This window comes from Agrobacterium sp. AGB01 (genome assembly GCF_014851585.1).
Taxonomy (GTDB): domain Bacteria; phylum Pseudomonadota; class Alphaproteobacteria; order Rhizobiales; family Rhizobiaceae; genus Agrobacterium.
The window spans coordinates 502,530-527,257 of the sequence record NZ_JACVAB010000001.1 but is presented as its reverse complement, the minus strand read 5'-3'; the positions used below and the strand labels follow the sequence as shown (position 1 = coordinate 527,257).

Annotated in this window: 22 protein-coding genes; 3 read left to right on the top strand and 19 right to left on the bottom strand. The window is 53.1% G+C overall.

Going from position 1 to position 24,728, the window contains the following annotated elements; genetic code table 11:
* Nucleotides 1-81 precede the first annotated feature (81 nt).
* The 13 genes from rem to IB237_RS02400 form a co-directional block, all read right to left on the bottom strand.
* Nucleotides 82-753: a transcriptional activator Rem gene (gene rem / locus IB237_RS02460; protein WP_192487013.1), complete on the bottom strand. Its 672-nt coding sequence runs from the start codon at nucleotides 751-753 to the stop codon at nucleotides 82-84.
* 282 nt (nucleotides 754-1,035) lie between these two features.
* Entirely contained in the window at nucleotides 1,036-1,611 is a 576-nt protein-coding gene (locus IB237_RS02455; RefSeq protein WP_192487012.1) for a lytic transglycosylase domain-containing protein, read from the bottom strand.
* The gene (locus tag IB237_RS02450) at nucleotides 1,547-2,908 is read right to left on the bottom strand and encodes a flagellar hook-length control protein FliK (protein ID WP_246787613.1); all 1,362 of its coding nucleotides are present in this window, start codon (nucleotides 2,906-2,908) and stop codon (nucleotides 1,547-1,549) included. The genes IB237_RS02455 and IB237_RS02450 overlap by 65 nt, the downstream gene beginning before the upstream one ends.
* Nucleotides 2,905-4,194 (bottom strand): chemotaxis protein MotC, encoded by a 1,290-nt coding sequence (motC, locus tag IB237_RS02445; protein ID WP_371815221.1) that lies wholly within the window; start codon nucleotides 4,192-4,194, stop codon nucleotides 2,905-2,907. The genes IB237_RS02450 and motC overlap by 4 nt, the downstream gene beginning before the upstream one ends.
* The gene (locus IB237_RS02440; protein WP_192487010.1) at nucleotides 4,191-5,534 is read right to left on the bottom strand and encodes a MotB family protein; all 1,344 of its coding nucleotides are present in this window, start codon (nucleotides 5,532-5,534) and stop codon (nucleotides 4,191-4,193) included. Before IB237_RS02440 ends, motC begins: the two co-directional genes overlap by 4 nt.
* Nucleotides 5,531-6,184 (bottom strand): hypothetical protein, encoded by a 654-nt coding sequence (locus tag IB237_RS02435; RefSeq protein ID WP_192487009.1) that lies wholly within the window; start codon nucleotides 6,182-6,184, stop codon nucleotides 5,531-5,533. Before IB237_RS02435 ends, IB237_RS02440 begins: the two co-directional genes overlap by 4 nt.
* 230 nt (nucleotides 6,185-6,414) lie before the next feature.
* The gene (locus IB237_RS02430; protein WP_192487008.1) at nucleotides 6,415-7,701 is read right to left on the bottom strand and encodes a flagellin; all 1,287 of its coding nucleotides are present in this window, start codon (nucleotides 7,699-7,701) and stop codon (nucleotides 6,415-6,417) included.
* A gap of 416 nt (nucleotides 7,702-8,117) precedes the next feature.
* Entirely contained in the window at nucleotides 8,118-9,041 is a 924-nt protein-coding gene (locus IB237_RS02425; RefSeq protein ID WP_192487007.1) for a flagellin, read from the bottom strand.
* Nucleotides 9,042-9,386: 345 nt separating this feature from the next.
* On the bottom strand, nucleotides 9,387-10,304 hold the full coding sequence (locus tag IB237_RS02420) for a flagellin (protein ID WP_192487006.1): 918 nt from the start codon (nucleotides 10,302-10,304) through the stop codon (nucleotides 9,387-9,389).
* A gap of 451 nt (nucleotides 10,305-10,755) precedes the next feature.
* Nucleotides 10,756-11,376, bottom strand: a complete 621-nt coding sequence (locus IB237_RS02415) for a hypothetical protein (protein WP_192487005.1) — start codon at nucleotides 11,374-11,376, stop codon at nucleotides 10,756-10,758.
* A gap of 2 nt (nucleotides 11,377-11,378) precedes the next feature.
* The gene (locus IB237_RS02410; RefSeq protein ID WP_371815250.1) at nucleotides 11,379-13,646 is read right to left on the bottom strand and encodes a polysaccharide biosynthesis tyrosine autokinase; all 2,268 of its coding nucleotides are present in this window, start codon (nucleotides 13,644-13,646) and stop codon (nucleotides 11,379-11,381) included.
* 178 nt (nucleotides 13,647-13,824) lie between these two features.
* Complete coding sequence (locus IB237_RS02405; protein WP_192487004.1) at nucleotides 13,825-14,547, bottom strand: hypothetical protein; 723 nt, start codon at nucleotides 14,545-14,547, stop codon at nucleotides 13,825-13,827.
* A 111-nt stretch (nucleotides 14,548-14,658) separates the two neighbouring features.
* The gene (locus IB237_RS02400; protein ID WP_192487003.1) at nucleotides 14,659-15,867 is read right to left on the bottom strand and encodes a polysaccharide biosynthesis/export family protein; all 1,209 of its coding nucleotides are present in this window, start codon (nucleotides 15,865-15,867) and stop codon (nucleotides 14,659-14,661) included.
* Nucleotides 15,868-16,187: 320 nt separating this feature from the next.
* Between IB237_RS02400 and IB237_RS02395 the strand changes: the two genes are divergently transcribed.
* From IB237_RS02395 to dnaJ, 3 genes are all read left to right on the top strand, one after another.
* Entirely contained in the window at nucleotides 16,188-16,784 is a 597-nt protein-coding gene (locus IB237_RS02395; RefSeq protein WP_192487002.1) for a transglutaminase-like cysteine peptidase, read from the top strand.
* 363 nt (nucleotides 16,785-17,147) lie between these two features.
* A complete protein-coding gene (gene dnaK, locus IB237_RS02390; protein ID WP_192487001.1) occupies nucleotides 17,148-19,052 on the top strand; it encodes a molecular chaperone DnaK in 1,905 nt (634 codons plus the stop codon).
* An 86-nt stretch (nucleotides 19,053-19,138) separates the two neighbouring features.
* Nucleotides 19,139-20,266, top strand: a complete 1,128-nt coding sequence (gene dnaJ, locus IB237_RS02385; protein WP_192487835.1) for a molecular chaperone DnaJ — start codon at nucleotides 19,139-19,141, stop codon at nucleotides 20,264-20,266.
* Nucleotides 20,267-20,328: 62 nt separating this feature from the next.
* On the opposite strand, the gene IB237_RS02380 is transcribed toward dnaJ, so the two are convergent.
* From IB237_RS02380 to IB237_RS02355, 6 genes are all read right to left on the bottom strand, one after another.
* Nucleotides 20,329-20,868, bottom strand: a complete 540-nt coding sequence (locus IB237_RS02380; RefSeq protein WP_210323803.1) for a DUF924 family protein — start codon at nucleotides 20,866-20,868, stop codon at nucleotides 20,329-20,331.
* A gap of 27 nt (nucleotides 20,869-20,895) precedes the next feature.
* A complete protein-coding gene (locus IB237_RS02375) occupies nucleotides 20,896-21,108 on the bottom strand; it encodes a SlyX family protein (protein ID WP_192487000.1) in 213 nt (70 codons plus the stop codon).
* Nucleotides 21,109-21,183: 75 nt separating this feature from the next.
* Nucleotides 21,184-21,474: a hypothetical protein gene (locus IB237_RS02370; RefSeq protein WP_192486999.1), complete on the bottom strand. Its 291-nt coding sequence runs from the start codon at nucleotides 21,472-21,474 to the stop codon at nucleotides 21,184-21,186.
* 167 nt (nucleotides 21,475-21,641) lie between these two features.
* Entirely contained in the window at nucleotides 21,642-23,147 is a 1,506-nt protein-coding gene (locus tag IB237_RS02365; protein WP_192486998.1) for a tripartite tricarboxylate transporter permease, read from the bottom strand.
* Between the two features lie 9 nt (nucleotides 23,148-23,156).
* Nucleotides 23,157-23,618: a tripartite tricarboxylate transporter TctB family protein gene (locus tag IB237_RS02360; RefSeq protein ID WP_192486997.1), complete on the bottom strand. Its 462-nt coding sequence runs from the start codon at nucleotides 23,616-23,618 to the stop codon at nucleotides 23,157-23,159.
* A gap of 97 nt (nucleotides 23,619-23,715) precedes the next feature.
* Nucleotides 23,716-24,699 carry a tripartite tricarboxylate transporter substrate-binding protein gene (locus tag IB237_RS02355; RefSeq protein WP_192486996.1) on the bottom strand — a complete coding sequence of 328 codons (984 nt, stop codon included), beginning with the start codon at nucleotides 24,697-24,699 and terminating at the stop codon, nucleotides 23,716-23,718.
* Nucleotides 24,700-24,728 lie beyond the last annotated feature (29 nt).

Genomic DNA, 24,728 nt, shown 5'->3' with positions numbered 1-24,728 from the left:
AATAGCAACTTAAGAGATGGGCCTTGCGTGAAGCTGTCTCATTTGCCGCATTCCGATGAAATGCGGCAAAGGTTCAAAAAATCATTGCCAATCAATGCAATAGCCGAGGAAGCGCTTGGAATCGACAGGGTCGTAACCAAGCTTCTTACGGAGCTTTTTGCGCAGCTTGCTGATGTGGCTTTCGACGACGTTTTCTTCGACGTCATCATCAAAAATGCCGTAGATGGCATTGAAAATCTGTGTCTTGGAAACGCGACGGCCACGGTTGGCGACCAAATATTCCAGAATGCGACGCTCACGGCGTGGCAACGGGAAAACTTCGCTGTTGATTTCAGGATCACGACCATCCGAGAAAACGCGGATCGGGCCGATGTCCGTAAAATTGTTGATGACCTTCAGGCGACGGCGAATAGCCGCTGCACGTGCCAGGATCTCGCGTGGGTGAACCGGCTTACGCACGACATCGTCGACTCCGCTGTCGAACAATGCGAGAGTAGCCTCCAGCGAAGGCTGATCGCTTACCGCGATGACCGGCGCCATGGTTCTGTCGCGAATTGCCCGTGGCAAATTCGCGTACGCGTTACCTTGGCCGATGAGGAACGCCTCAACAGCTGCCAGATCTGTGTCTGCAGCCGTCGTGACCCATTCGCCAAACTCGCGCGGGTCGAAACCCGTCGAGGGAATGCCCTCACGCCCAAATAAAGATGTGTATCCGTTCTTAACGAGCTCGCGCTCATCAACCACTACGATCATTCGTCCGCCTCCGAATCAATGTGGTGTTGCCAATGTTGGCATTGGTACGAATCGGGGGAATCTGCGACAACTGTGGAATGTTAACTATAGAAATTAATAATTGATTAACTTTTGAGTGCCGATTTGATCTACATTTAGTAGGCATTTTAACTAATCGGCACTATTTTAATGTGGAGAAAGGTAGGATTCAATAAGAATTCCTCTTGCCCGACCATATTTGCGGCAAACGATCGCCACAATTCCAGATTCCGGCCACATATAGGGCAACTCAATTTATGGTTGTTATTGGTCGCAAAAATTCTTTGCGTTCGTGGTCCATTTTCCGTACCCGGTCGCGACCAGATTCGATATCACGCGGCACACATATTTCTTCTGTGCCGGATCGTTGTTTGGTCCTGCGTGATATCTGGCAACTGCCATCGTCCAGGTTTCATGCCTGTCGTGCAGATTTTTAAGGAACATCGCCGCATATTCCACGTTGCGCTTCGGGTCAAACATTTCCTGCGGAGAACTGAAATTTTCTCCATGGAAGTGCTGGTTGATCTGCATGCAGCCAAGGTCAATCAGTTTTGCGCCGTTACGTTTTGCCTCTTCAAATGCCGCCATTGCCTCATTGCGCGACGCGGAAAACACTGATTTTCCTTCAATATTCATCGCGTTGGGATCAAGTCGCCCCTTGCGGCCGGTTTCCGTCAAGCCAACAGAATACAAGATGCCCTCGGGCACGCCGTATTTGGCAGCCGCAGAACGGATCTCATTTTCACAAGCACCCTGCACGCCAACCGCTGATGCGTCAGAGGTAAAGGCCAGAACTGTGATTACCGGAAGCGAGACCAGAATTCCCTTCAGCAATGACATCAAGTTCCCCTTCGTTACCCTGTCCCGCGAACTGTCCGCGCTGGCTGCCTGACTCGCCCTGGTTGCGACCACTCAAAGCCTGCTGATTGTTTTGCTGACCTTGCTGTCCATTATTTTGCGAACTCGACTGATCACTTTTTTCTGTCGAAGAAATATTTAGCGTGATTTGATCGACCTGAAGGCCCTGAGCACGCAGCGCATCAACGATGCTTTTGCTGTCGTCACTCAATTTTCTGTAGGCGGCAGTGTTCTGAACGGTCACATGAACGTTCAATTCGTCGCCAACCATACGCAGTGACATGGTGACCGTGCCGAGGTCGATCGGTGTCATTTGCAGCTTCAGCGTATGGACGACCCTTCCTGTGCTGCTCTGTGCGGCTGCATTGGACAGCTCGGAGCCGGGCTGCATGGCGCTGACCCATTCAGGGTCACCAGCGATCAGGCTGGTCAATGCGGACGCATTTGTCGACATGGAAAGGCCGATGAACCGGCGTGAATCGAGAACCGTGACGTTCTCCATCGCTCCACCCTTTGCATCACTGACCTTGAACTCGATGCCATCGCTGCCCGACCGGATCGACATGTCCATGTCACGGCCGGAACTGGCGCGCGAGGAAGAAAAGCGAACTGTCAGTGGGTCGGCATTCACATCAACATCTTCGGCGTCACTGTCAATCTTGGCCGAAGACAGCATGTCGATGGCATTGGATGCCTTCGACTTCGTTGTCGGTTTCTCATCGCTGCGTGAGGTTCCGCCGGGATTTTCCTTGGCAATGGCTTTTGCCAGCTCCTGCACGGCTGCATCGCCCACATCAAGGACAGAAAGAACCGTCGGTACTTTTGTGTCGTCGGCGGCAAGATCAGCGTCGGCGACAGTCGCGCCCTTGAGCGCGTCGCCTTCATCCATGTCCTTGAGACGTTTCTTGACCTGGTCGCCCTTGACGGGCTTGGCAATCGATGCGTCATCGGCTGTTTTGGTCATCTTGTCGTAGGCAGACAGATGGGCACGAAGGTTTTCTGCCGAGCCATTCAACTTGCTTTTCTGGCCGTGTGCACTGGCCTGATCTTCCTGCAGCCGGCCATTTGCCGAGTTCGCATCGTCTTCCGAAGCGGCATCATCAGATCCACGGTCAGTCGACTGACGGTCGTATGCGTGCGGCCCGGAACGGTCGTTCCGTGCACCCGACATCGCGTCGTCAAATCCGCTCGGCCGAGAGTCGCCCTTGCTAATGCCAGCGCTCGCAGGTTTTGCGTCAGATACTGGTGGCGTCAGTGTAAATGCGCTCGTATCGATCATTGCAAGGAGCCTTCTTTCTTAAGCAGTGCGTCTATTTCATCCAGCTTTGACCGTCCGCTTGAAACGGTGCTCTTGTATTCAGGACTAAGGTCTTCCATGACAGGCGTCGGATTGCGCCAAACGCCAGTGCCCTCGGTGACCTTCGGTTCGCTGCCAGGCGCTTCCGCGACCGGCAGGGTCGCCTCTCCTTCCCAGCCGGCCGTACCGGGCTGCAAGGACGCGGCACTCGCCACAGGTGGGCGTACGACCTCTTCAGCAATGGCCTTTGCAGCGTCCCGCAAAATCTTGTCGCGGTCAGACAGATGTTCGTCCGGGATACTGGTGATGGTTTTGATCGCGCTGACGATATCCGGAGTACCGATGTTTGCGAGACTTTCGTAAAGATTTGCCGGTGCCCCATCCACAACAGGTAGACCCGTTGAAAGGTCCTTGGCTCTGGTTGCCGCCATGCGGGCCAGTTTTTCCTTGCCCGCGACTGTCGCCATGCGTGCCATACGCAAATATGTCTCGCGCTGCCGGTCTGCATCCATCAGGGCGACCGTATCGGTAATCGTCGCCTCTTCAATATGCTCATAACGACGCACAGAAAGGGCCACGATCAAATCAGCGAACTGGCTGGCATAGGGCGAATGCAGAAAACGACGTGCATAACGCTGGGCGTATTTGAAGCCCTGCGCTGCGTCTCCGTCCTCCACGGCAATGGCCAGCGAGCGACGCAACGCCGCTTCTTCAACGATCGTACCGGGCGCTTCAAGCCGGGCGATATCATAGAATTTCAACGCGGCAACCGGATCCTGCGCCAATGTCACGTTACCGCTGATCAAAGCCAGATAGGGTCCGATACGGGTCTTGCGATATTCCGGCACCATGGCGCCCAAACCCTTGGCAATCAGGGTACCTCGGCCGCTGAGATATTTCCGCAGCGCATCTGCAACGCGTGTGTCGAAATTGCCGTCGACGTCCTTGGCGACCAGCAATTCAAGCGTCGCTGGATTACCACCACTCATCGCATAGATCAGTGCGGCGTCCACATTGCGTGGGTCAGCAAAAATTGACGGCGGTGCATCTCTTAGACGTTCATCGATGGTCGTCAGCATAAAGCGCTGCATCTCGGCCGCCGAATGGTCACCAAGCACAACGGAATCCTGCACGAACTGCAGTGACCGCAGCATCGAATAGGGCATCAGATTGTCAGGCGACTGGGCAAAGCTTTCGGCAGCACCGACAAAGGTGCTGACCGCAGCCAATAGAGATACCCAGCGTTTTGGAAGCCGCATCCGCATCATCCCCGATCCGCTTCCAGAAGAATTTCGATACGTCGGTTGGAATCAGCCAAAGGATCTGACGGAATCTGCAGTCTACGATCCGCAAAACCGGATACCTGCTTCACGCGATTTTCCTCAAGACCGCCACGCACCAGCATGTAATAGGCGCTGTGGGCACGGTCCATGGACAGACGCCAGTTGTCGTTTGAACTGCCCTTGAACTGGCGACCATCGGTATGGCCGCGAATGACAACGCTACCACCCTTGTCCTGCAACAGCTGACCGATCTTTTCCATCGCCAAAACCATTTCACGGCGCGGGACCGCAGAGCCGACATTGAACATCGGCGCCTGGCTCTGATCGGAAATCGTCACGAGCATCCCACCTTCGGCCGGCGTCACGATCAAGCCTTCTGCAAGCTTTCCGCTGACACCGCTGATCTGCGCCTCGATCTCGTCACGAAGCTCCTTGGCTTCCTTTTCCTCGAGAGGAGTTGGCTTGTGCTGAGCCTCTTCCGGATCCGGCGTCGGCTTGATCTCATTCGGATCAAAAGCAGGTTTCTGCTGCGGGATAACCGCCGCAATTTCCTGCTGCTCGTGGTCATTCTGTTTCTGCTCGTTGAGTTTGGCGACGTCAGCAATGATGTCGTTGGACTGCGGAGCTTCGTTTTGCTGCTGGCTTTGCTTCGATGCAGCCGCCACCTGCTGGTTCTCGGTCGCCTGAGTTTCCTGCTGCGCGGCTTGTGTGTCCTGCGGCTGGGTTTCGGAACGTTGATCAGCGCGGGTTATGCGTACCTGCTGTGTCCAGAAATCAGGGTCGAACGGATCTCGATAAGCCTCGCCGCCGCTTGCACCGGTTGCCGGGCCGGAATCGGCAGCACCGCCCTCACCTTTCGCGCTAACATTGGCCTGCTGACCAACTTCCTGCGCGATTTCGGCGAGAACCGAATAGGGGTTTTGGAAGAAGTCGGCTTCCGAGTAATTGGCCTCTTCACCGGTTTGCGATGTCTGATCTTCGCCGGTCGCGGCCGCAGACCCGACTGTCGCATTTTCAGCTTTAACCTTGGAGCGTTCGTTCTTCTCCAACCCATCCTTCTCATCGACAGGCTTTTCCAGACCCTTGGTCGTCGGCTTTTCATCGGAGAGTTGAATCGGGTTGAAGTAGCTTGCAACGGATGCCTTGGTTTCTTCGTTTGCAGCGTTAACCAGCCACATAACAAGGAAGAACGCCATCATCGCGGTCATAAAGTCAGCGTACGCGATCTTCCATGCACCACCATGCGCGCCGTCGTGATCACCACCGCGGCGCTTGACAATAATGACCTCGTTTTTGCCGTGGTGGTGATTTTCGCTTTCACTCATTTCAACACCTTCCGGACGCTAGACGCCCACGCAGACATGCGGGTTACCAGCACGCTGTTGTCCATCTCAACGGATAGATCAACATCCGCATTTTCAACGAAACGAAACGCTTTTTCATTGCCGCCGAGGGCTTCGATCAAACGGTCGTAAAGTGGCTTTGGCCCTTTCACGGTCAAAGTCACGGCCTCTCCATCGGTCAATGATGGGCGAATAATGTCTGCCAACCCGGCCACAGCCTTCTGCGCCAGTGCATCGGTCAGCACCGGTGCCAGCACGGCCGAAATCTGCTCATCGAGGTTACTGACGACCAGGTCGTGATTTTCCTGCAAACGGCTTGCGATGAAACCGGCCATCTCGGTATGGTAGCGCGCCTGAAACTCGGCAATTTCCGCCGCATGGCTTTCAAGCATGGCGCGTTTTTCAGTCTCGAATTGCTCGGTCAGTGCCGCAGTCGCCGCTTCATGACCTTCGGCATAGGAGATGCGCTTTTCTTCATCAACATCGACAGGTGCAGGCATGGCAAAACTGTCGTCCTCGCCCAGATCAAAATCTGGAAATGAGGACGGCAATGCTACGGTCTCATCCATGGCATGCGGGACAGGCTGGCTTTCGCCAAAGTCTTTTAGATAACGGGCAATGGACGCGCTCATCGTCTTCCTCCGCCCATGGCCATGAAAGTGGAGGCACAGTGCTGCCTCCAGAAGCCATGTTTTCTATGCGGTTGTGAAATCATTCCCGTCACCATGTTCGAAGATCGTCAATTCCACCCTCTGCCAGAAAAAGCCGAGGATACTCACTCGAAACGCTAGAACTTCAAACTTGTGCGAGGATGAAGGAGCCGCCTCCTCGCCCTTAAAAATCACCGAACGCCAGCAAATACTTACTTGAAGAGCATCAGGATATTTTCAGCGTTGGAGTTCGCAATCGACAACGACTGGATACCAAGCTGCTGCTGGGTTTGAAGGGCTTTCAAGCGGGTGGATTCTTCGTTCATGTCGGCGTCAACCAGACGGCCGATACCCTTATCGATCACGTCCATCAGTGCCGACACGAAGTCGTCCTGCATGCTGATGCGGCTTTGCAGCGAACCGAGGCTGGATGCCGCGCTGGTCATGGCTTCTAGCTGGGTGTTCACGAACTGAACCATCACATCCAATGCTTCCGAATCTGTATAGCTTCCGCCTGTGACCATACCGTTCATGACGCCAGCAACCGAGTTGAGCTCGTTGATGTTCAGCGTCGTTACGGAGAACGAGAGCGAGCGATCCGTCGCCAGAACCGGTGTCGCGCCAATATCGTAGTACCAGTCAGTGCCGGAGCCATCGGTATAGGCCGCTTCAGTGCCTGCACCGGTAGACGGCGTACCGGCCATCTTGACCCAGCTGTTGGTCGCTACCTGAAAATAGGTGTCCGTTCCATCGCTGTAGATGTTCGGATCAGTATTGGTATCCGGTGTTGCGGCATTGAGTGCTGCGATCTGTGTGTCGTTCAGCTTCTCGACAACGTAACCGGTTGTTGTCGTTGTGGTGCCTGCGGCGACCTTCACATTGACCTGCGCCTCGTTCGGGCCAACAAAGATCGCTTCCTTGTCCAGAATACCGAACTTACCGCCGCTCAAATCGAACAGCACGGTCTTTGAATCGAGGCTGTAATCAACGGTCGTAACTTCAACGCCACCTGATGATGTACGGATGAAGGACGCAACGATTTTTTTGACAATCGGCTCTTCGGCCGGCAGAGTGCCGCTGTTGCCAATGCGCTCCTGCAGCCAGTTTTCACCGGAGAAGGACGCGGATTCGGAAATGCTCTTCAATTGCTCCTGCAACTGCTGCATTTCTTCCTGAATTTTTACGCGGTCGGCGCCAACGCTATAGGCAGCCACTAGCTTCTTCTTGATTTCCTTGACCACTTCAATGGCGCTCTCAAGCGCCTCATAGGCGGTATCAACCTTTGCTGCACCCAAGCCGAGCGCATCCTGCACAGCCGACAAGGCACTGTTATCTGAGCGCATTGTTGTGGAGATTGACCAATAGGCGGCGTTATCGGCTGCGGTTTCAACGCGGTATCCAGACGATACACGGCCCTGCGTTGTTTCCAGATTTCTGTCGATCATACGCAGGGTTTGCAGTGCTGCCATAGCGGCGGCATTCGTCATAATACTGGTCATAAATATGGCCTCGGTCGATATGCGTGGGAAATCCGGTTGCGAACCGGAAACGACCAGAGGGCATCATGCTCACCGCGGCGTAAACTCGCCAAGCGGCCTGTCGTTCGTTAACAAATCATTAACGAACAGGTAACAAACATCTGTGCCGTTATGCAAGCACTTGCCACATGCTAAATTGCACTTCCCGCGCGCATGGCAGGTTTCACGCAAGCTACATGGCATTTTCAGACGATTTCACCTGACTTAAGCGGCTCTTTCCATATCACACACGCCGGTTCTGGTGCCTCTTGGTCCGGTGGTCGTTAGTTTAATCGCCGCTGAAGATGCGAAAACCGCGCTCCTTGCGAAGCGTGGTTTCGTTTGCCTGTAACTGTTTTGCCAGGGCGGGACGAAGTCGTCCCCAGCCGGGACGCCGCTTACTGACGGAACAGTTGCAGGATGTTCTCTGCGGTGGAGTTGGCGATAGACAGAGCCTGAATACCCAGCTGCTGCTGTGTCTGCAGGGCCTTGAGACGCGTGGATTCTTCGTTCATGTCCGCATCGACCAAGCGCCCGATACCGCTGTCGATGGATTCCTTGAGGCGGTTTACAAACTCTTCCTGCAGGTCGATACGCATAGAGATCGAACCAAGGGCGGCCGCGGCACTGGTCATCGACTTCAGCACGCTTTCAACGTGGGTCAAAGCGCCCGTCAGGTAGTCGCCAGTGGTGCTTTCAACGTTCAGTGTATCGAGAGAGTAACCGACGGTGCCGATGGTCGATACCAGTCCAACCAGACCGGTCGTGGTCACGATTGCACCTGCAGTGTTGGTGCCGAACAGAACGTTACCCTGGGAAGATGTCGGGTCGAGGTAATAGCTGGTTGTTTTAACCGACACATTGCCCGAGGAGTCACGGATAAAGCCAGTTACGACAGACTGCGTTCCAGCATTGCCAGCTACCCAGTTTTCGCCACTGAAGGATGCACCTTGTGCAATCGAGCGAAGCTGCTCTTGCAACTGGCGAATTTCTTCCTGGATCTTCGATTTGTCGACTGCGTTTTCGGTTGCAGCAACGACCTTCTTCTTGATTTCCTTAACGACGTCGATGGCGCTTTCCATTGCAGCGTAGGCGACGTCAACCTTGGCGGCGCCAAGACCAATTGCGTCGGATACGGCATCAAGAGCCATGTTGTCGGAACGCATGGTGGTCGCGATCGACCAGTAAGCGGCATTGTCTGCGGCTTCGCCAACACGCAAACCGGATGCGACACGCTCCTGCGCACCTTCAAGGTTCGTGTTGATACCACGCAGAGTCTGGAGTGCTGCCATTGCTGCGGTGTTTGTCAGAATGCTTGTCATTTTCGTTGCCCCTAAATTGGCTGATAAACAGGGACATTCCGGATTTCACCGGGAACAATGGAGCGGCTTGATGCCCGTTAACCATTTCTTCGTCTTGGTTAACCCATCGTTTCGATGAGGCCATTTAAGGAAGAAATGGTTAACAAAGGTTAAACGGTCGTTTACTAAAGTTAATAAAATCGTAAAAAATTGCTAGAGCAGTTGAAGTCGAAAAACCACGCGCTCGCCTGACAATATATTGTTTTATTAGAATAATTTTGAAATCGACAATGACTCCTCCAAAGAACCAATAAAAAAAGCCGCGCTTTTGGCGCGGCTTTCTTTTTGTGAGCGTTGCTCCGTTTATTAACGGAAGAGCGACAGAATGTTTTCCGAGTTGCTGTTTGCAATCGACAGCGACTGGATGCCGAGCTGCTGCTGTGTCTGCAGAGCCTTCAGGCGGGTAGATTCTTCGTTCATGTCAGCGTCAACCAGACGACCGATACCGCTTTCGATGGACTCGTTGAGCTTGGCAACGAATTCTTCCTGCAGGTCGATACGCATGGAGATCGAACCGAGGTCAGCAGCAGCGCTTGTCATCTGCTTCAGAGCGGTTTCAACGATATCCAGAGCGTTCTTCAGGTAGTCAGTTGCTGTGTTGGTAACATCCAGTTCGATAACCGAGAAGCCAACGCTGCCAACGGTCGTAACCTGACCGAGAATACCTGCTGTTGTTACCAGGCTGCCAGCTGTGTTGACGCCGAACAGAACGTTCGCATCCGTACCAGCGTTATTCAAAACATATTCGGTGTGCTTGACGGTAACATTGTTGTTGCTGTCACGGACGAAGCCGGAAACAACAGACTGCGTGCCGGAGCCGATGACCCAGTTTTCGCCGCTGAAGGAAGCAGCTTCCGAAATCGACTTCAGCTGGTCCTGCAGCTGGTCAATTTCTTCCTGCACCTTCTTGCTGTCGACAGAGTTTTCCTGCGCAGTAACGAGCTTCTTCTTAATTTCCTTAACAACGTCGATGGCGGATTCCATCGCGGTGTAAGCGGTGTCAACCTTGGCGGCGCCCAGACCGAGTGCGTCGGAAACGGCGTCCAGAGCCATGTTGTCAGAACGCATGGTGGTCGCGATCGACCAGTAAGCGGCGTTGTCGGATGCTTCACCAACACGCAGGCCGGACGAAACGCGGCCCTGGGTTGTTTCCATGTTGGAATTGATGTTGCGGAGAGTTTCCAGCGCAGACATGGCTGCGATGTTTGTCAGAATGCTAGTCATTGGAAGTTGCCCCTTGAATTGGCTGATTTTAGGGAGGGGACATTCCGGGTACACACCGGTGAACAGCCGTCAGCATCATGCTTACTAACTTATTAATAAATATAGTTAACTGGCCGTTTCGTTGGCCACAGAAAACACCAATATGGTTAAAGAAAACCTAAGCGGATTTTAAAAAAGCGCTTCGGCAGAAAACACAGCATTCTGTTTGTGTGAAAGCAAACGCTGACATGCCTTTCACGCCAAGGCGTTACAGCCTTTGAGTGTATCTGCTATTTTTGGAGATTATTTTTTGCGACCGCCTGCAGAGTAGCAAGACTTTGCTCTCTACACTTGGTGACACGCAGCGCCAGCCGGAGAAATTATCAAAATACAACGCGGCTCGAAAATCCCGTTCACGTGTCTAAAACTCAGCGAGATAATCACGGGTTTCGGTTTATACCCTAGTGTCAAACTACGAGGTTTTGGGGCACAAATCCGGTAACTGCTTCCGGACCAAGTTCCATCGACTACCGCAAACAGCATTTTTGTCAGCATTGTAGGCCGCGGCGGCTTTTTGTTGTAACTGCGCGGGAGCCGAATTCCACAGTGCAAACCGGCCGAGAATAATATTCTCCTCGGCTGGAGCGAGTTGTTGGGACAGCGATATCGAGTGCGCCAATTCGTCCAAATTTGACGTTCTGGCATAGCGAACCATTGCGAAACGTAACCAGACATTGCCATCAACAGGCAAACACTTCAGAGCATGACGGAGATATCGTTCGGCAAAAATCAAGCCGTTGGATCTGCTCGCAATTTCCTGCAATTGGTAGCGGTAGTCCAGATCCTTCAAAACGAGCGACATACCGGCCTTGACGATGTCAGAGCGGCATACATTGTCATCGACAATTTCTGAAAGACTGTCCATCGAAGCAAGCAGCGTTTCATTGGGAACGCTGCCATAGGTATCCACATCCTGCGCGATTGACAAAACATTCGCAAACCTGGAACTGTACCAAGTCTCCTTAAATGCATAGCTCAGCACCAATAAAGATGCCGCCATAACAATGGCGGCAGCAAAAATAGTCGCTCTCATAATCAGGTCTTTTCCTGGTAATATTCTGAGTAGCGCGAATAATAATATTCGGTCGAGCCGTAGGAGCGGTAAAGGTTCATCTTTTCCTGATCAACCTTATTCAGGATGACACCAAGGCACTTCTGGCGGATCAAAGGCTCAGTCTCGAGTGTCTGGCGTACGACACGCCGTGCCGTTTTGCCCCACTCTGCAACATAGACAAACCCATCGATACGGCTTGCCATGGCACGGGCATCCACAACCGGCCCAAGAGGCGGTAGATCGATGATGATGTAGTCTGCACTGGCAGAAAGCGTGCTCAACAGCTTCCTCATCGCGACCGATGAAAGCAACTCAGAGGAATGCGGAACGCGATGCTTGACCACAGCAGGCAAGAAAGCCATGCCGGTACGGGCATTATAAAGGAAACAATCCTTGGGGTTCTTCCCTTCAAGCAGGGTTTCAAGAAGACCTTCTTGCGCGTGGCGACCAATGGCGCGCGTTGCACCTGGATTGCGCAAATCGGCATCGATCAGGATAACACGGGATCCCTGGCTCGCCAGCAACTCCGCGAAATTGACTGAAACCGTGGACTTCCCCTCACCCGGCAACGTCGAAATAATACCTATTACCTTGCATTCTTTCTCAGAAACCCCAAGGTCAGCTGCAATCTTCGCGCTGCGAAGCGTCTCAGCAAACGATGATAGCGGATGGTCAATCACGTAATTGGTGACTTCAGTCGCCTTGCGAATACTGCGAGGATTGCTTTCCGTTGCGTTATCAACAACCCGCAGACCATCATTCATCAACGGAGCGATGCCAAGGAATTCAAGGCCAAGGATATCACGAACCTGCTCTCCAGTACGGAAGAACCGATCCCTGAATTCCCTGAATGCGCCAATACCAGCACCGATACCTGCGCCAACAAAACAAAATGCCGCGAGCACAAGCAATTTTCGTGGTTGGCTTGGTGAGTCTGGTGCAGTTGCGCTAGAAATTACGCGTGCGTCCGTGACTGGGAATGACTGTTGCTGCACAGCCTGTTGGTAACGCTGTAGGAATGTTTGATAGAGGTTCTTATATGTCTCAGCCTCACGCTCCAATTCGCGCAGTTGAACCTGCGTTTCATTAGCAACAGCACTGACACCTGTTGCCAACGATACACTGTTCTGCAGAGAAGTTTCCCTGGCTTTGGCAATAGCGAGATCGCTTTTATAACTCTCAGCGATACGTCCCAGTTCTTCGAACATCAGACGCCGATATTCGTCCATCTCTTTTCGAAGACGGACTGCCTGGATATGCTGAGCACCGAGACGTGAGGAAATTTCAGACTCTAGCTTGGAAGATGCCAGATACTTCTTGCGCAACTCATTGACGACGGAACTGTCGAGCGCGTCGGTTACAATGGCGTCAGATTGACCGGCACTTATTACTTTTTGGATGCCGTCAAGTTTTGCTTCCGCTTTTGCAGAGTCAGATTGAGCAACAATCATCGCACTGTTCAATTCAGACAGTTGCTGGTCTGAAACGAGAGAATTGCCCGCAGTTACGAGGCCATTCGCAGACTTAAACTTCTGGACAGCGAGGTCAGTTTCCATCGCTTTACGACGCAACTCATCAATGCGGTCCTGCAACCAAACGCTTGCCCGACGGGTTGCGTCATATTTGGAATTCAGCTTGTCTACGAGATATTCAGAAGCAATAGTATTTGCAACACGCGCGGCAAGTTCTGGTGAAGGAGATGTATATTTTATTTCAAGAACATACGTCCGCCCTACCCTCGAAACATCAACATTTCCTACGACTCGACCAAGCGCGGCGCGTCTTTTTGCCTCGGCGGCCACACTGTCGTCTTTGCCACTTGAGAACCACTGGGAAACACTAACAACGGATTTTATAAAGCGGACGACACTTCCGAAAAGCGATGATTGTCTGGCCATAAATTGAGGGTCGTTCGACAAATCAAGCTTATCAACGACGGCCAGACCTATTGTTTCGGATTGTAACAACTCTACTTGGCTTAAAACGCTGGCTTCATCGTCCATTACGCCACCGATGACAGAAAGCTGTTGAACGACTTGATTAGCATCTCGGTCCATAAGAACCTTGGCGCTGGCTGTATATAAAGGCACGGATGTAGTTGCCACTGCGAAGCCGATAAGTGCAGCACAAGCAACACAGACTGCCACGACTAACCATTGACGGCGTACAGCGCCAAGCAGCGCATCAAAATCGATGAAATCAATACGATTTTCATCATCGATATTATCGTGAGAAATTTTTTCTGAAATTTGTCTATTATGTAGCTGCAAACTTTCACCTCTGAAATACGGTACTTCAGGATAGATTAGGTGATAAAATACCACTGTAACGTCTAAAGTAGATGCCGAAAGTTCTGGGCCTAATTATGCTCCTCATCAAATTTCAAACTTTTAGTTTGGATGAAAGTATGAGGAACATAACTTTAATTTAACCTGGGCTCACATCGCCAACAATTGTGGTATTGCCCGTCGTAAAATTCACGCTGCTACCACCGGTCGGTGCGTTTGTCGAATTCGTTTGCGTCACCGGCGAAGACCCTTCACTAAAACCTGCGTTACCGCCACCAACGGCACCTGCAGCGCCTCCGATAGCGCCACCGCCACCTGCGCCAGCAGCACCTGCAGCTCCACCTCCAGCGGCAGTCGCGGTAAAGTTGTCAGAGAATGCCTGAGCGAGCAGACCAGCCGCACCTTCAACTCGAACACGGATCATTCGGGCAAGAGCTGCGTTATTCGCGTTGCTTGCAGCATTTGCGGCCAACGCCAGACCATCGCCCACAGCTTCCGCAGATGTAGGATTCGTCTTAGCAAACGCAAGAACCTCATCCACAATCGAACGCGTCGCATCTGTTACCGTGGTTTCAGGTGGCAAAAGTAATGCAATCTGCTCCGCCATAGCTTCGTCTTCGACGCTACCGTCAGCTATGCCTGACTGAATACGAACGAGGAAGGCACCAATAGCCTCACCTTCCGCTCTTGACACAACAACGGGCGCCGGAGCAGCCTGCTCAACAGCAGGAGTGCTAACTTGCTCAACTGCGGGAGCCTCAACTTGCGGTGCAGTTGCCTGAGCGATTGCCGAAGACTGCCCAGCCACTACAACGATGGCTGCAGCTGAGAGCAACCCAAGCATATGCTTGACAATAACCATGCAAATATCCCCAAAACAAATGGCTATAAGTATCTGTTTTCAATCCATCACACAGACGGACGATTAACGCAATATTAATAAAGAAAGCCTGACCGGCTTCCATTATTATGTTTAATTTTTAAGTGCCCGAACCGAATTGCGGGTGGCAAGAACGTCACTCGAAACGTCCGCTGCGGTCGCAGGTACAGAACCAACCAGATCAAGAACCTTGTACAGTTCGATTGCATCCGAGTTGGTAACATAGACAATGTCTTTGTCCTGCATCGGGAACTTCTGAACCGCAAAGAACGTGGCTGGATCTCTCAAGTTTGCCCGGAAGATCACAGGAACCTCGTCTTTGACGAACTTCGAAGTATCAAGGCCAAGCTTTACCAGCAGGTCGCGATTGACGACGCGGTACAGGAAGACCTGCGCCGGATCGGCTCTTGAATCCAGCAAGCCACCGGCCTTGCCGAGTGCATCAGACAATTTCAGTTCAGACTCTTCGAAATCGAAACGACCGTTCAGACCAGAAGCACCAAAGGCCATGAATGTACGACGTTCACGATCAACCATCACCACATCGCCGGGCATCACATAGATGTTTTCCTGCGGATGGCTGGTCAGATAGTCGTAATGGACCTTCGCAGAGCGACCATTACGAATAAGTGTGACATAAGATTCAATGCCCGGCGAACTCAAGCCACCAGCTTCAGAGATCACGTCAAGAATACGCTCACCAGCTTCGCTTAGGTCAATTTTGGCAGCGGATTTGACGTCGCCCAGAACGGAAACCTGCGCGGAACGGCTGCTGACCTTGTTGATCATGACCTGCGGTTCGATGGCGCGATTTGCCAGGCGCTCTTCGAGATCGGCCTGAACCTCTTCAACCGAACGCCCTGCCGCACGTACGCGGCCAGCATAAGGCACACTCACCGTACCATCACGCGAAATAGTTTGGACAGGTAAGGAAACATAATTGCCCGGTCGGCTACCAGCCTCCTGCGGTATAAACAGACCGCCAGCCTGCGATTCAAAGACTGAGACTTGAACAACGTCGCCAACGCCAAGCGGCAGAGATGGAGGACCGCCGCGTCCACCGCCGAAGCCGGTCGCCATGCTACCACCCGTTGCACCACCGATATAACCAAGCACTCGGCTGTTGATTTCAATCAGCGCATAATCGATGCCTGCAACGCCCTTATTGCCACCCTTCTTGTCAGCGACAAGCTTGACGGATGCCTGAGATTCGATCGACCTAAAATCCGGCCCCGAAGAAGAGGTTACAGTGCAGCCAGAAAGAACTGCTGTGCTTAAAAGCAACACACTCGAAAAACGCATAATATAATCAAGTCCCTTTAAATCACAAACTCCATAAGCCACACGGCGTTATGGCGCAATACAGTAGGCTTAAAACAATAAATGCCGGCCTCTCCAACCCCTGGAAACCGTCACATTTATATCACTCAATTTACCTGCCGAGCAGGAAATTCAATAAACAAGCAAACCGTCGAGAATCCTTATGGCACTTATATGTCCAGATTGAGTAATTAAATTACAACCATTAAAATTTTAAATACACACTTAACTGGCCCGCAAAAACTACCTGATATCAAGCATCCAAATAAAAACAATTCAGGTTGCAATGAAACGGGGCTAACATGCTTATCAAGAAAACAGCAACTGCAACATTCCTGTCTTTCGCTATGTTAATGGCAGGTAGCAGCAGCCTCGCTGCGGCCCCCTTAAGTGGATTGGCGCGCAGCGCTGCCCCGAAGCCGGATCAGCATATTTCGACCCGCCGCACAACTATTGCTCCATTTTCTTTCGCGAGTTTCTGCACAACCAACTCTGCAGATTGCGATGTTCAAGGCAGCGGTAAAAAAGTATCTTTGTCACCCGACAAGATGAGCCAGCTGAAAAACATCAACAGCAGCATCAACCGCGCCATAAAATACACGTCAGATCAAGATGATAATGACGCTTGGGAGATTAATGTCACACAAGGCGATTGCGAAGATTACGCACTGACAAAACGCCACAAACTGCTTGCTGCTGGCTGGCCCTCCGGCGCCCTGCGTATCGCGGTCGCCCGCTTGCCAAATGGCATCGGCCATGCCGTACTTGTTGTGACAACAGACCAGGGTGACTACGTGCTCGACAACCGAACGAATGAAGTAAAGCCCTGGCACAGAGTCAATCTGAAGTGGCTGAAAATCCAGTCGCCGGATTCACCGCGCAAGTGGCTCGCCATTTGACATAAGTGAAATTCCGTGACAATTGCGGCCCCGCCTCGGGGCCGTTTTTATTTGAGTTGATCCTCCCAGAAAAAATATACCAAAATGTCATTTTTTCTAATTATTCGCCCAGCAGCACCTATATGAGCTCAGGAGTTCGACGGCTGGAACGCATGTTGTGGCAATAAACTGTGGTAGGCCATTCCATTTCTTTTGTTTTGCCGCATTCCACACCGCTTACCGCCTTGCAGCCGGAAAAATCGCTCCTTATATACGCCCCAGAACAGCAAAAATGCTGAACAGATATCAAGACAATCCAAGTCAAGGAGTTGTCAATGGAATGCCTACCGGGGTTCCGACAACTCGCTTCAAGGAGAGAGTAGAATGGCAAAAGTAATCGGTATCGACCTTGGCACGACCAATTCCTGCGTCTCAGTTATGGACGGCAAGGACACCAAGGTCATTGAAAATGCAGAGGGTGCACGCACCACCCCTTCTATGGTTGCGTTCAGCGACGATGGTGAGCGTCTGGTTGGCCAGCCTGCCAAGCGTCAGGCTGTAACGAACCCGACAAACACACTGTTCGCGGTAAAGCGTCTGATTGGCCGTCGTTATGACGACCCGACCGTTGCCAAGGACAAGGGCCTCGTTCCTTTCGAAATCGTCAAGGGCGATAACGGTGATGCATGGGTAGAAGCCCAGGGCAAGGGATATTCCCCATCGCAGATCTCCGCGATGATTCTTCAGAAGATGAAGGAAACCGCAGAGGCTTACCTTGGTGAGAAGGTCGAAAAGGCCGTTATCACGGTTCCTGCCTACTTTAACGATGCACAGCGTCAGGCAACCAAGGATGCTGGCCGTATCGCCGGTCTTGAAGTTCTGCGCATCATCAACGAGCCGACTGCGGCTGCTCTCGCTTACGGCCTCGACAAGAAGGACGGCAAGACGATTGCTGTTTATGACCTTGGCGGTGGCACCTTCGATATTTCCGTTCTGGAAATCGGCGATGGCGTATTTGAAGTAAAGTCCACCAATGGCGACACGTTCCTTGGTGGTGAAGACTTCGACATGCGTCTGGTCGAATATCTGGCCGGTGAATTCAAGAAGGATCAGGGCATTGACCTGAAGGGCGACAAGCTTGCGCTGCAGCGTCTCAAGGAAGCCGCAGAAAAGGCAAAGATCGAGCTTTCGTCTTCGCAGCAGACCGAAATCAACCTGCCATTCATCACGGCAGACGCAACCGGTCCAAAGCACCTGACACTGAAGCTGACACGCGCCAAGTTCGAAAGCCTGGTTGATGACCTCGTTCAGCGCACCGTTGCGCCGTGCAAGGCCGCTCTCAAGGACGCTGGCGTATCTGCCTCCGAGATCGACGAAGTCGTTCTGGTTGGCGGCATGAGCCGTATGCCTAAGGTGCAGGAAATCGTAAAGCAGTTGTTCGGCAAAGAGCCGCACAAGGGCGTAAACCCTGACGAAGTTGTTGCCATGGGCGCTGCCATTCAGGCTGGCGTTCTGCAGGGCGACGTCAAGGATGTTCTGCTTCTCGACGTAACTCCGCTGTCGCTGGGCATCGAAACACTGGGTGGCGTCTTCACCCGTCTGATCGACCGCAACACGACGATCCCGACAAAGAAGAGCCAGACCTTCTCGACCGCTGAAGACAGCCAGTCTGCCGTAACCATCCGCGTCAGCCAGGGCGAGCGCGAAATGGCACAGGACAACAAGCTTCTCGGCCAGTTCGACCTGGTTGGCCTGCCACCGGCACCACGCGGCGTTCCGCAGATCGAAGTGACCTTCGACATCGACGCCAACGGTATCGTTCAGGTATCCGCCAAGGACAAGGGCACAGGCAAAGAACAGCAGATCCGCATTCAGGCATCTGGTGGTCTGTCCGACGCGGACATCGAAAAGATGGTCAAGGACGCGGAAGCCAATGCTGAAGCCGACAAGAAACGTCGTGCAGGCGTTGAAGCCAAGAACCAGGCTGAAAGCCTCATCCACTCGACCGAAAAGTCGGTGACGGAGTATGGCGACAAGGTTTCGGAAGCAGACCGCAAGGCTATTGAAGATGCAATTGCATCGCTCAAGACAGCCGTTGAAGCTTCCGAGCCGGATGCAGACGATATTCAGGCCAAGACCCAGACACTCATGGAAGTCTCCATGAAGCTTGGTCAGGCGATCTACGAAGCGCAGCAGGCAGAAGCCGGTGAAGGCAATGCTGAAGGCGCCAAGGACGATATCGTCGATGCAGATTACGAGGAAATCAAGGACGACAAGAAGTCTGCTTAATGCTGGCTTCTGAACGTACTTGATTGAATGACTAAAATCCGGCTGCCTCGTGCAGCCGGAAATCCATTTTGGGGCGTGTTATCTTCATGGCGAAAGCAGACTTTTACGAAACCCTCGGTGTGAGCAAGTCCGCCGATGAAAAGGAGCTGAAAAGCGCCTTTCGCAAACTTGCAATGAAGTATCATCCGGACAAAAATCCAGATGACGCCGAGTCTGAAAAGAAATTCAAAGAAATCAACGAAGCCTATGAAACGCTGAAGGACCCGCAAAAGCGCGCGGCCTATGATCGTTTCGGTCACGCTGCCTTTGAGCAAGGCGGCATGGGTGGCGGTGGTGGCGGTGGTTTCGCCAATGGCGGCTTCTCCGACATCTTCGAAGACATCTTCGGCGAGATGATGGGTGGCGGTCGCGCACGCCGTTCATCCGGAGGCCGCGAACGTGGCGCTGACTTGCGCTACAACATGGAAATCTCGCTTGAAGAAGCCTTTACTGGCAAAACGGCGCAGATCCGAGTCCCGACCTCGATCACCTGCGACGTATGCACTGGTTCTGGCGCCAAGCCCGGCACGCAGCCCAAGACCTGTGGCACCTGCCAGGGTTCCGGTCGTGTGCGCGCAGCGCAAGGTTTCTTCTCGGTCGAGCGCACTTGCCCTACCTGTCATGGTCGAGGTCAAACAATCACCGACCCGTGCGGCAAGTGCCATGGCCAGGGACGTGTCACCGAAGAACGTTCGCTTTCCGTCAACATTCCGTCGGGTATCGAAGACGGCACACGCATTCGTCTGCAGGGCGAAGGTGAAGCCGGCATGCGCGGTGGACCGACCGGTGACCTGTACATCTTCCTGTCTGTAAAACCGCACGAATTTTTCCAGCGGGATGGTGCAGATCTTTACTGCGCCGTGCCAATTTCGATGACTACGGCAGCTCTAGGCGGTACATTCGATGTAACGACACTGGATGGCACAAAATCGCGTGTCTCCGTGCCTGAGGGCACACAGGCCGGCAAACAGTTCCGTTTGAAGGGTAAGGGCATGCCGGTGCTACGTTCTGCGCAGACGGGCGATCTCTATATCCAGATCCAGATCGAAACGCCGCAGAAACTCAGCAAACGTCAAAGAGAGTTGCTACAGGAATTCGAGCAGCTTTCGTCGAAGGAAAACAACCCGGAATCGTCGGGTTTCTTTGCCCGCATGAAGGAATTCTTTGACGGCTAAGAGTCTGACGTAACGGCATAAAATTGAAAGGCTGGAGATTGTGACAATCTCCAGCCTTTTTATTATCCGGCAAATCCACCCTCATCGAGAAACGCCTGTTCTTCTGGCGTCGTGTCGCGGCCGAGAATTCTGTTGCGATGAGGAAAGCGGCCAAAGCGCTTGATGATGTCACGGTGCTCGATGGCGTGGTGTAATGACGGGCCACCAATGATCTCGATCAGGCGGCAGCAGAACTCCTGATCATCCAACTCTTCCGAGTGCATGAACGGCATATAGAAAAACACGCACAGCGCCTCATCGACCGCCGTATCAAGACCTTGCGCGATGGACTTATGGGCAAAATGTCGAGCAAGCGAATCCGTCGCATACATATGGCCCGTTCCGCGGAAACAGTTGCGTGGGAACTGATCCAACAATAGCAGAAGAGCCAGTGCACTTTCCGCATTGTTCAGCCAGTCATCCAGTTCACGGGCAGCCGCTGCAAAATGCGCAGCTTTAAATCGATCATGGAACTCCTGGTCGAAATCCTCATCCTTGGCAAACCACTTTTCAGGACCTGCATTTGTCCAGAAGGTGATGATTTCGGCTGCTGTTGCTATCAATGCTGTTACCTCTGCAATGTGGGGATTTCAGTAATGTGGCGGCTTGGTTATGGCGGGCGCGTCCAATGACTGTTCTTCCAGGCTCAAAAACCGCTCCGTCAAACGGTCCAGTTTGGCACGCGTTTGTTCCACGACGCGCCATTGCTCCGCCAGTTGATCCGAGAGTTCATCGATAACACGGCTTTGATGGGCGACCGTTTCTTCCAGTGACACTACCCGCGCTTCCATATCAGTCGGCATGCATATCCTCATTTATTCAACAGTGCTGCATTCAACCCACACCGGCAGAATGTCAACCGACGGCATAATGTCACCTCACCTTTCCTTACGCCGTTTATACGGCATCAACATGATTGCGGATGCCGTCACGGCACCGGCAAAGGTTGTGACAAGAGGCAGAGAAATCAGCAACATTGGCAACAGCGGATTTTGGGAATGTTCAATCCGGGTTCCAAGACCGCCGATATCAAAGAACATCAAACCAGCCGCGATAAATAGGCCAAGGCTTGCCCCGAATCCGGCATTACGCGCCAGAAACCACAACATGTCCCAATGATCCTGCCGGGCTTCTTCCGGCGTCATCTCAAGGTCGTCGTCGTTTTTCATGGCGCATCCCTTCTGCGGGGTATTTTCACGATTGTACAACAGCACCCACAAAATCGGAATTGATTTTCAGAATGCGCGCTATGACATAACGGCGCGGACGACACACTCACCAACGAAAAACCCCGGCAGGAAATGCCGGGGTTGCGGGTAGTGAGACCCGATGAGGATTATTCTTCTTCCTGAAAAACCTGCTCACGCTTTGCCTTGACGCTTGGCAGGAAGACGACAACCAGAACCAAGGCTGCAATTGCCAACAGGATGGCGCTGATCGGCCGTGTGACGAATGTTGTCGGATCGCCGCGCGACAGGATCATGGCACGGCGCAGGTTCTCCTCCAACAGCGGCCCAAGCACGAAGCCGAGCAGCAGCGGCGCCGGCTCACAGCGCAGTTTCACCAGCACGTAACCAATGAAACCAAAAAATGCGACGGCGTAGAGGTCGAAGACATTGGAGTTGACGCTGTAAACACCGATGGCACAGAAGGCCATGATGATCGGAAACAGCACGTAATAGGGAATGGTGAGCAATTTGACCCAAAGCCCGATCAACGGCAGGTTCAAGACCACCAGCATCAGGTTGCCAATCCACATCGACGCAATGATACCCCAGAACAAGGCAGGCTGTTCGCTCACCACATTTGGACCGGGCACAATGCCCTGAATGATCATCGCACCAATCATTAGCGCCATAACGGGATTGGCGGGAATGCCAAGCGTCAGCAGCGGGATGAAGGATGTCTGCGCTCCGGCATTATTGGCAGATTCTGGACCGGCCACACCGGCAATCGCACCATGGCCGAATTCCTCAGGGTTTTTCGACACACGTTTTTCAACGGTGTAAGACGCGAATGAAGCAAGGATTGCGCCACCACCGGGCAGAATACCCAAAGCCGAGCCAATGACGGTTCCACGCAGAATAGGCGCAATCATACGTTTGAAATCATCCTTGCTTGGCAATAGGCCGCTGACTTTGGACATCAGCACCGAACGGGAATGTTCATCTTCGAGATTGCGCAGGATTTCCGCTATGCCGAAAACACCAACTGCAAGCGCCACGAAATTCAGGCCATCGGCATATTCTCGGATGCCAAGCGTGAAGCGCGGTGTACCGCTGTAGATATCGGTGCCAACAAGACCGAGAAGCAGGCCCAGCACCACCATCGCCAGTGCCTTCACGATGGAGCCATGCGCCAGGGCAATCGACGATACCAGACCGACGACCATCAGTGAAAAATATTCGGCAGCACCGAACTTTAGTGCAATCACCGTCAGTGGCGGCGCAAAGATCGCCACCAGGAATGTCGCAACTGTTCCTGCAAAAAACGAACCAATTGCCGCTGTGGCAAGTGCTATACCCGCCTTACCTTTGCGGGCCATCTGATAACCATCGATGGCCGTTACGGCAGATGAGGATTCGCCCGGCATATTGATCAGGATAGCGGTGGTTGAGCCACCATACTGCGCGCCGTAATAAATACCGGCCAGCATGATCAGTGACGAAACCGGCTCAAGCTGGAAGGTGATCGGCAACAACATGGCGATGGTTGCCGTTGCGCCAATGCCCGGCAACACGCCGATCAAGGTTCCCAGCAACACGCCAATCAGGCAGAAGAACAGGTTTCCAAACGACGACGCCGTGCTGAAACCAAGTGCGAGATTATCGAAAAGTTCCATCGAAACCTCTTAGAACTTGAGCCATGGACCAAACCGCTGGAACGGCAGGCCAAGACCATAATTGAACACGACGACCGAAAAGACAGTCAGCCCGGCGGCCAGAAGGACGGCGGTGTGGACTTTCATTTTACGGGAGGCGAAGGCGGCAATCAGCGCCGTGAAAAATATTGCGGGCACAAACCCGAGCCCGCGAACGGTAAATCCAAAGAAGACTGGTGCGGGCAAAATAAGCAACATACCGCGCCAGGCGATAGCGCCCAGCGGTTCATGTGCCACCTTGCCAGAACGCAGGAATATAACCGCACCCAACAAGACGAGAACCAATGACAGGACAAAGGGGAAATACCCCGGCCCCATCCGAAATGTCGTGCCCAGATCGAGCTCGAAAGCTTGCCAACCGAACGCCATGCCGAGACCGACAAAGATCAATCCACAAACGGCTTCGGACATATTGAAGGAAACTGATTTCATAGAAGCTCCGCTTCCGCGCATGCATCAAACGCTAGCGCACCATGGAAAGGGCTAAAGGGACCGGCGGCCTTGCCGCCGGCTCTTTCAGATGGAGGTATCAGTCGGCGTATTGACCAGCAGACTCGATGACCGGCTTCCAGCGAGCGATTTCGCTTTCAAGCTTGGCCTTCAGCGCGGCGGGCGTGCCATCTGCTTCCGGGGATGGGATGGTACCAAGTTCAGCAAAGCGCGCTGCAATGTTCGGGTCCTTCAATGCGACCTGAAGCGACTTGGAGAGACGATCGACAGCCTCCTGCGGTGTGCCCTTTGGTGCATAGACACCATGCCAGATGCCCACTTCAAAGCCGGGCAGGCCTGCTTCAACAGCAGTTGGTACGTCAGGCAGAACATCAAGACGATTTGGCGAGGTCACTGCGAAGGCTTTGACTGTTTTACCCTGGATCTGCTTGGTGGTGTTGGTTGTCTGGTCGCACATAATATCAACCTGGCCGCCGAGAAGGTCAGTCATCGCTGGACCAGTTCCCTTGTAAGGCACTGTCACCAGCGGTGTCTCAATCGCGCTCATGAACAGCATGCCGCACAGATGCGAGGCGGCACCGATACCGGCATTGGCAACCGTTACTGTGTCCTTGTTGGCCTTGGCATATTCAATCAGGCCCTTAAGGTCCGTCGGCTCCAGATCCTTGCGTGACAGGATGGTCATCGGCACATCAGTGACGAGGCCAACATATTCGAATGCATTGAGCGTATCATAGGCCAGCTTGCGATAGAGCGTGGCGCTGGTCGCCATGCCGATATGGTGCAGCAGGATCGTGTAACCATCAGGATCAGCAGCGGCGACGCGACCGGCACCAAGTGTGCCGCCGGCACCGCCAACATTTTCAACGACGATTTGCTGGCCAAGGTCCTTGGACATGGATTCAGCAACCAGACGGGCTACAGTATCGGTCGGACCACCGGCTGCAAAAGGCACCACCATGGTGATACCGCGATCCGGATAGGTCTGCGCAGAAGCAGACATCGCAACCAGCGAAACGGTTGCAGCCATGACGGCAGACGACAGTGTCTTGAAAAAGTTCATCGGTTCCTCCCAGAATGTGACGATGATGT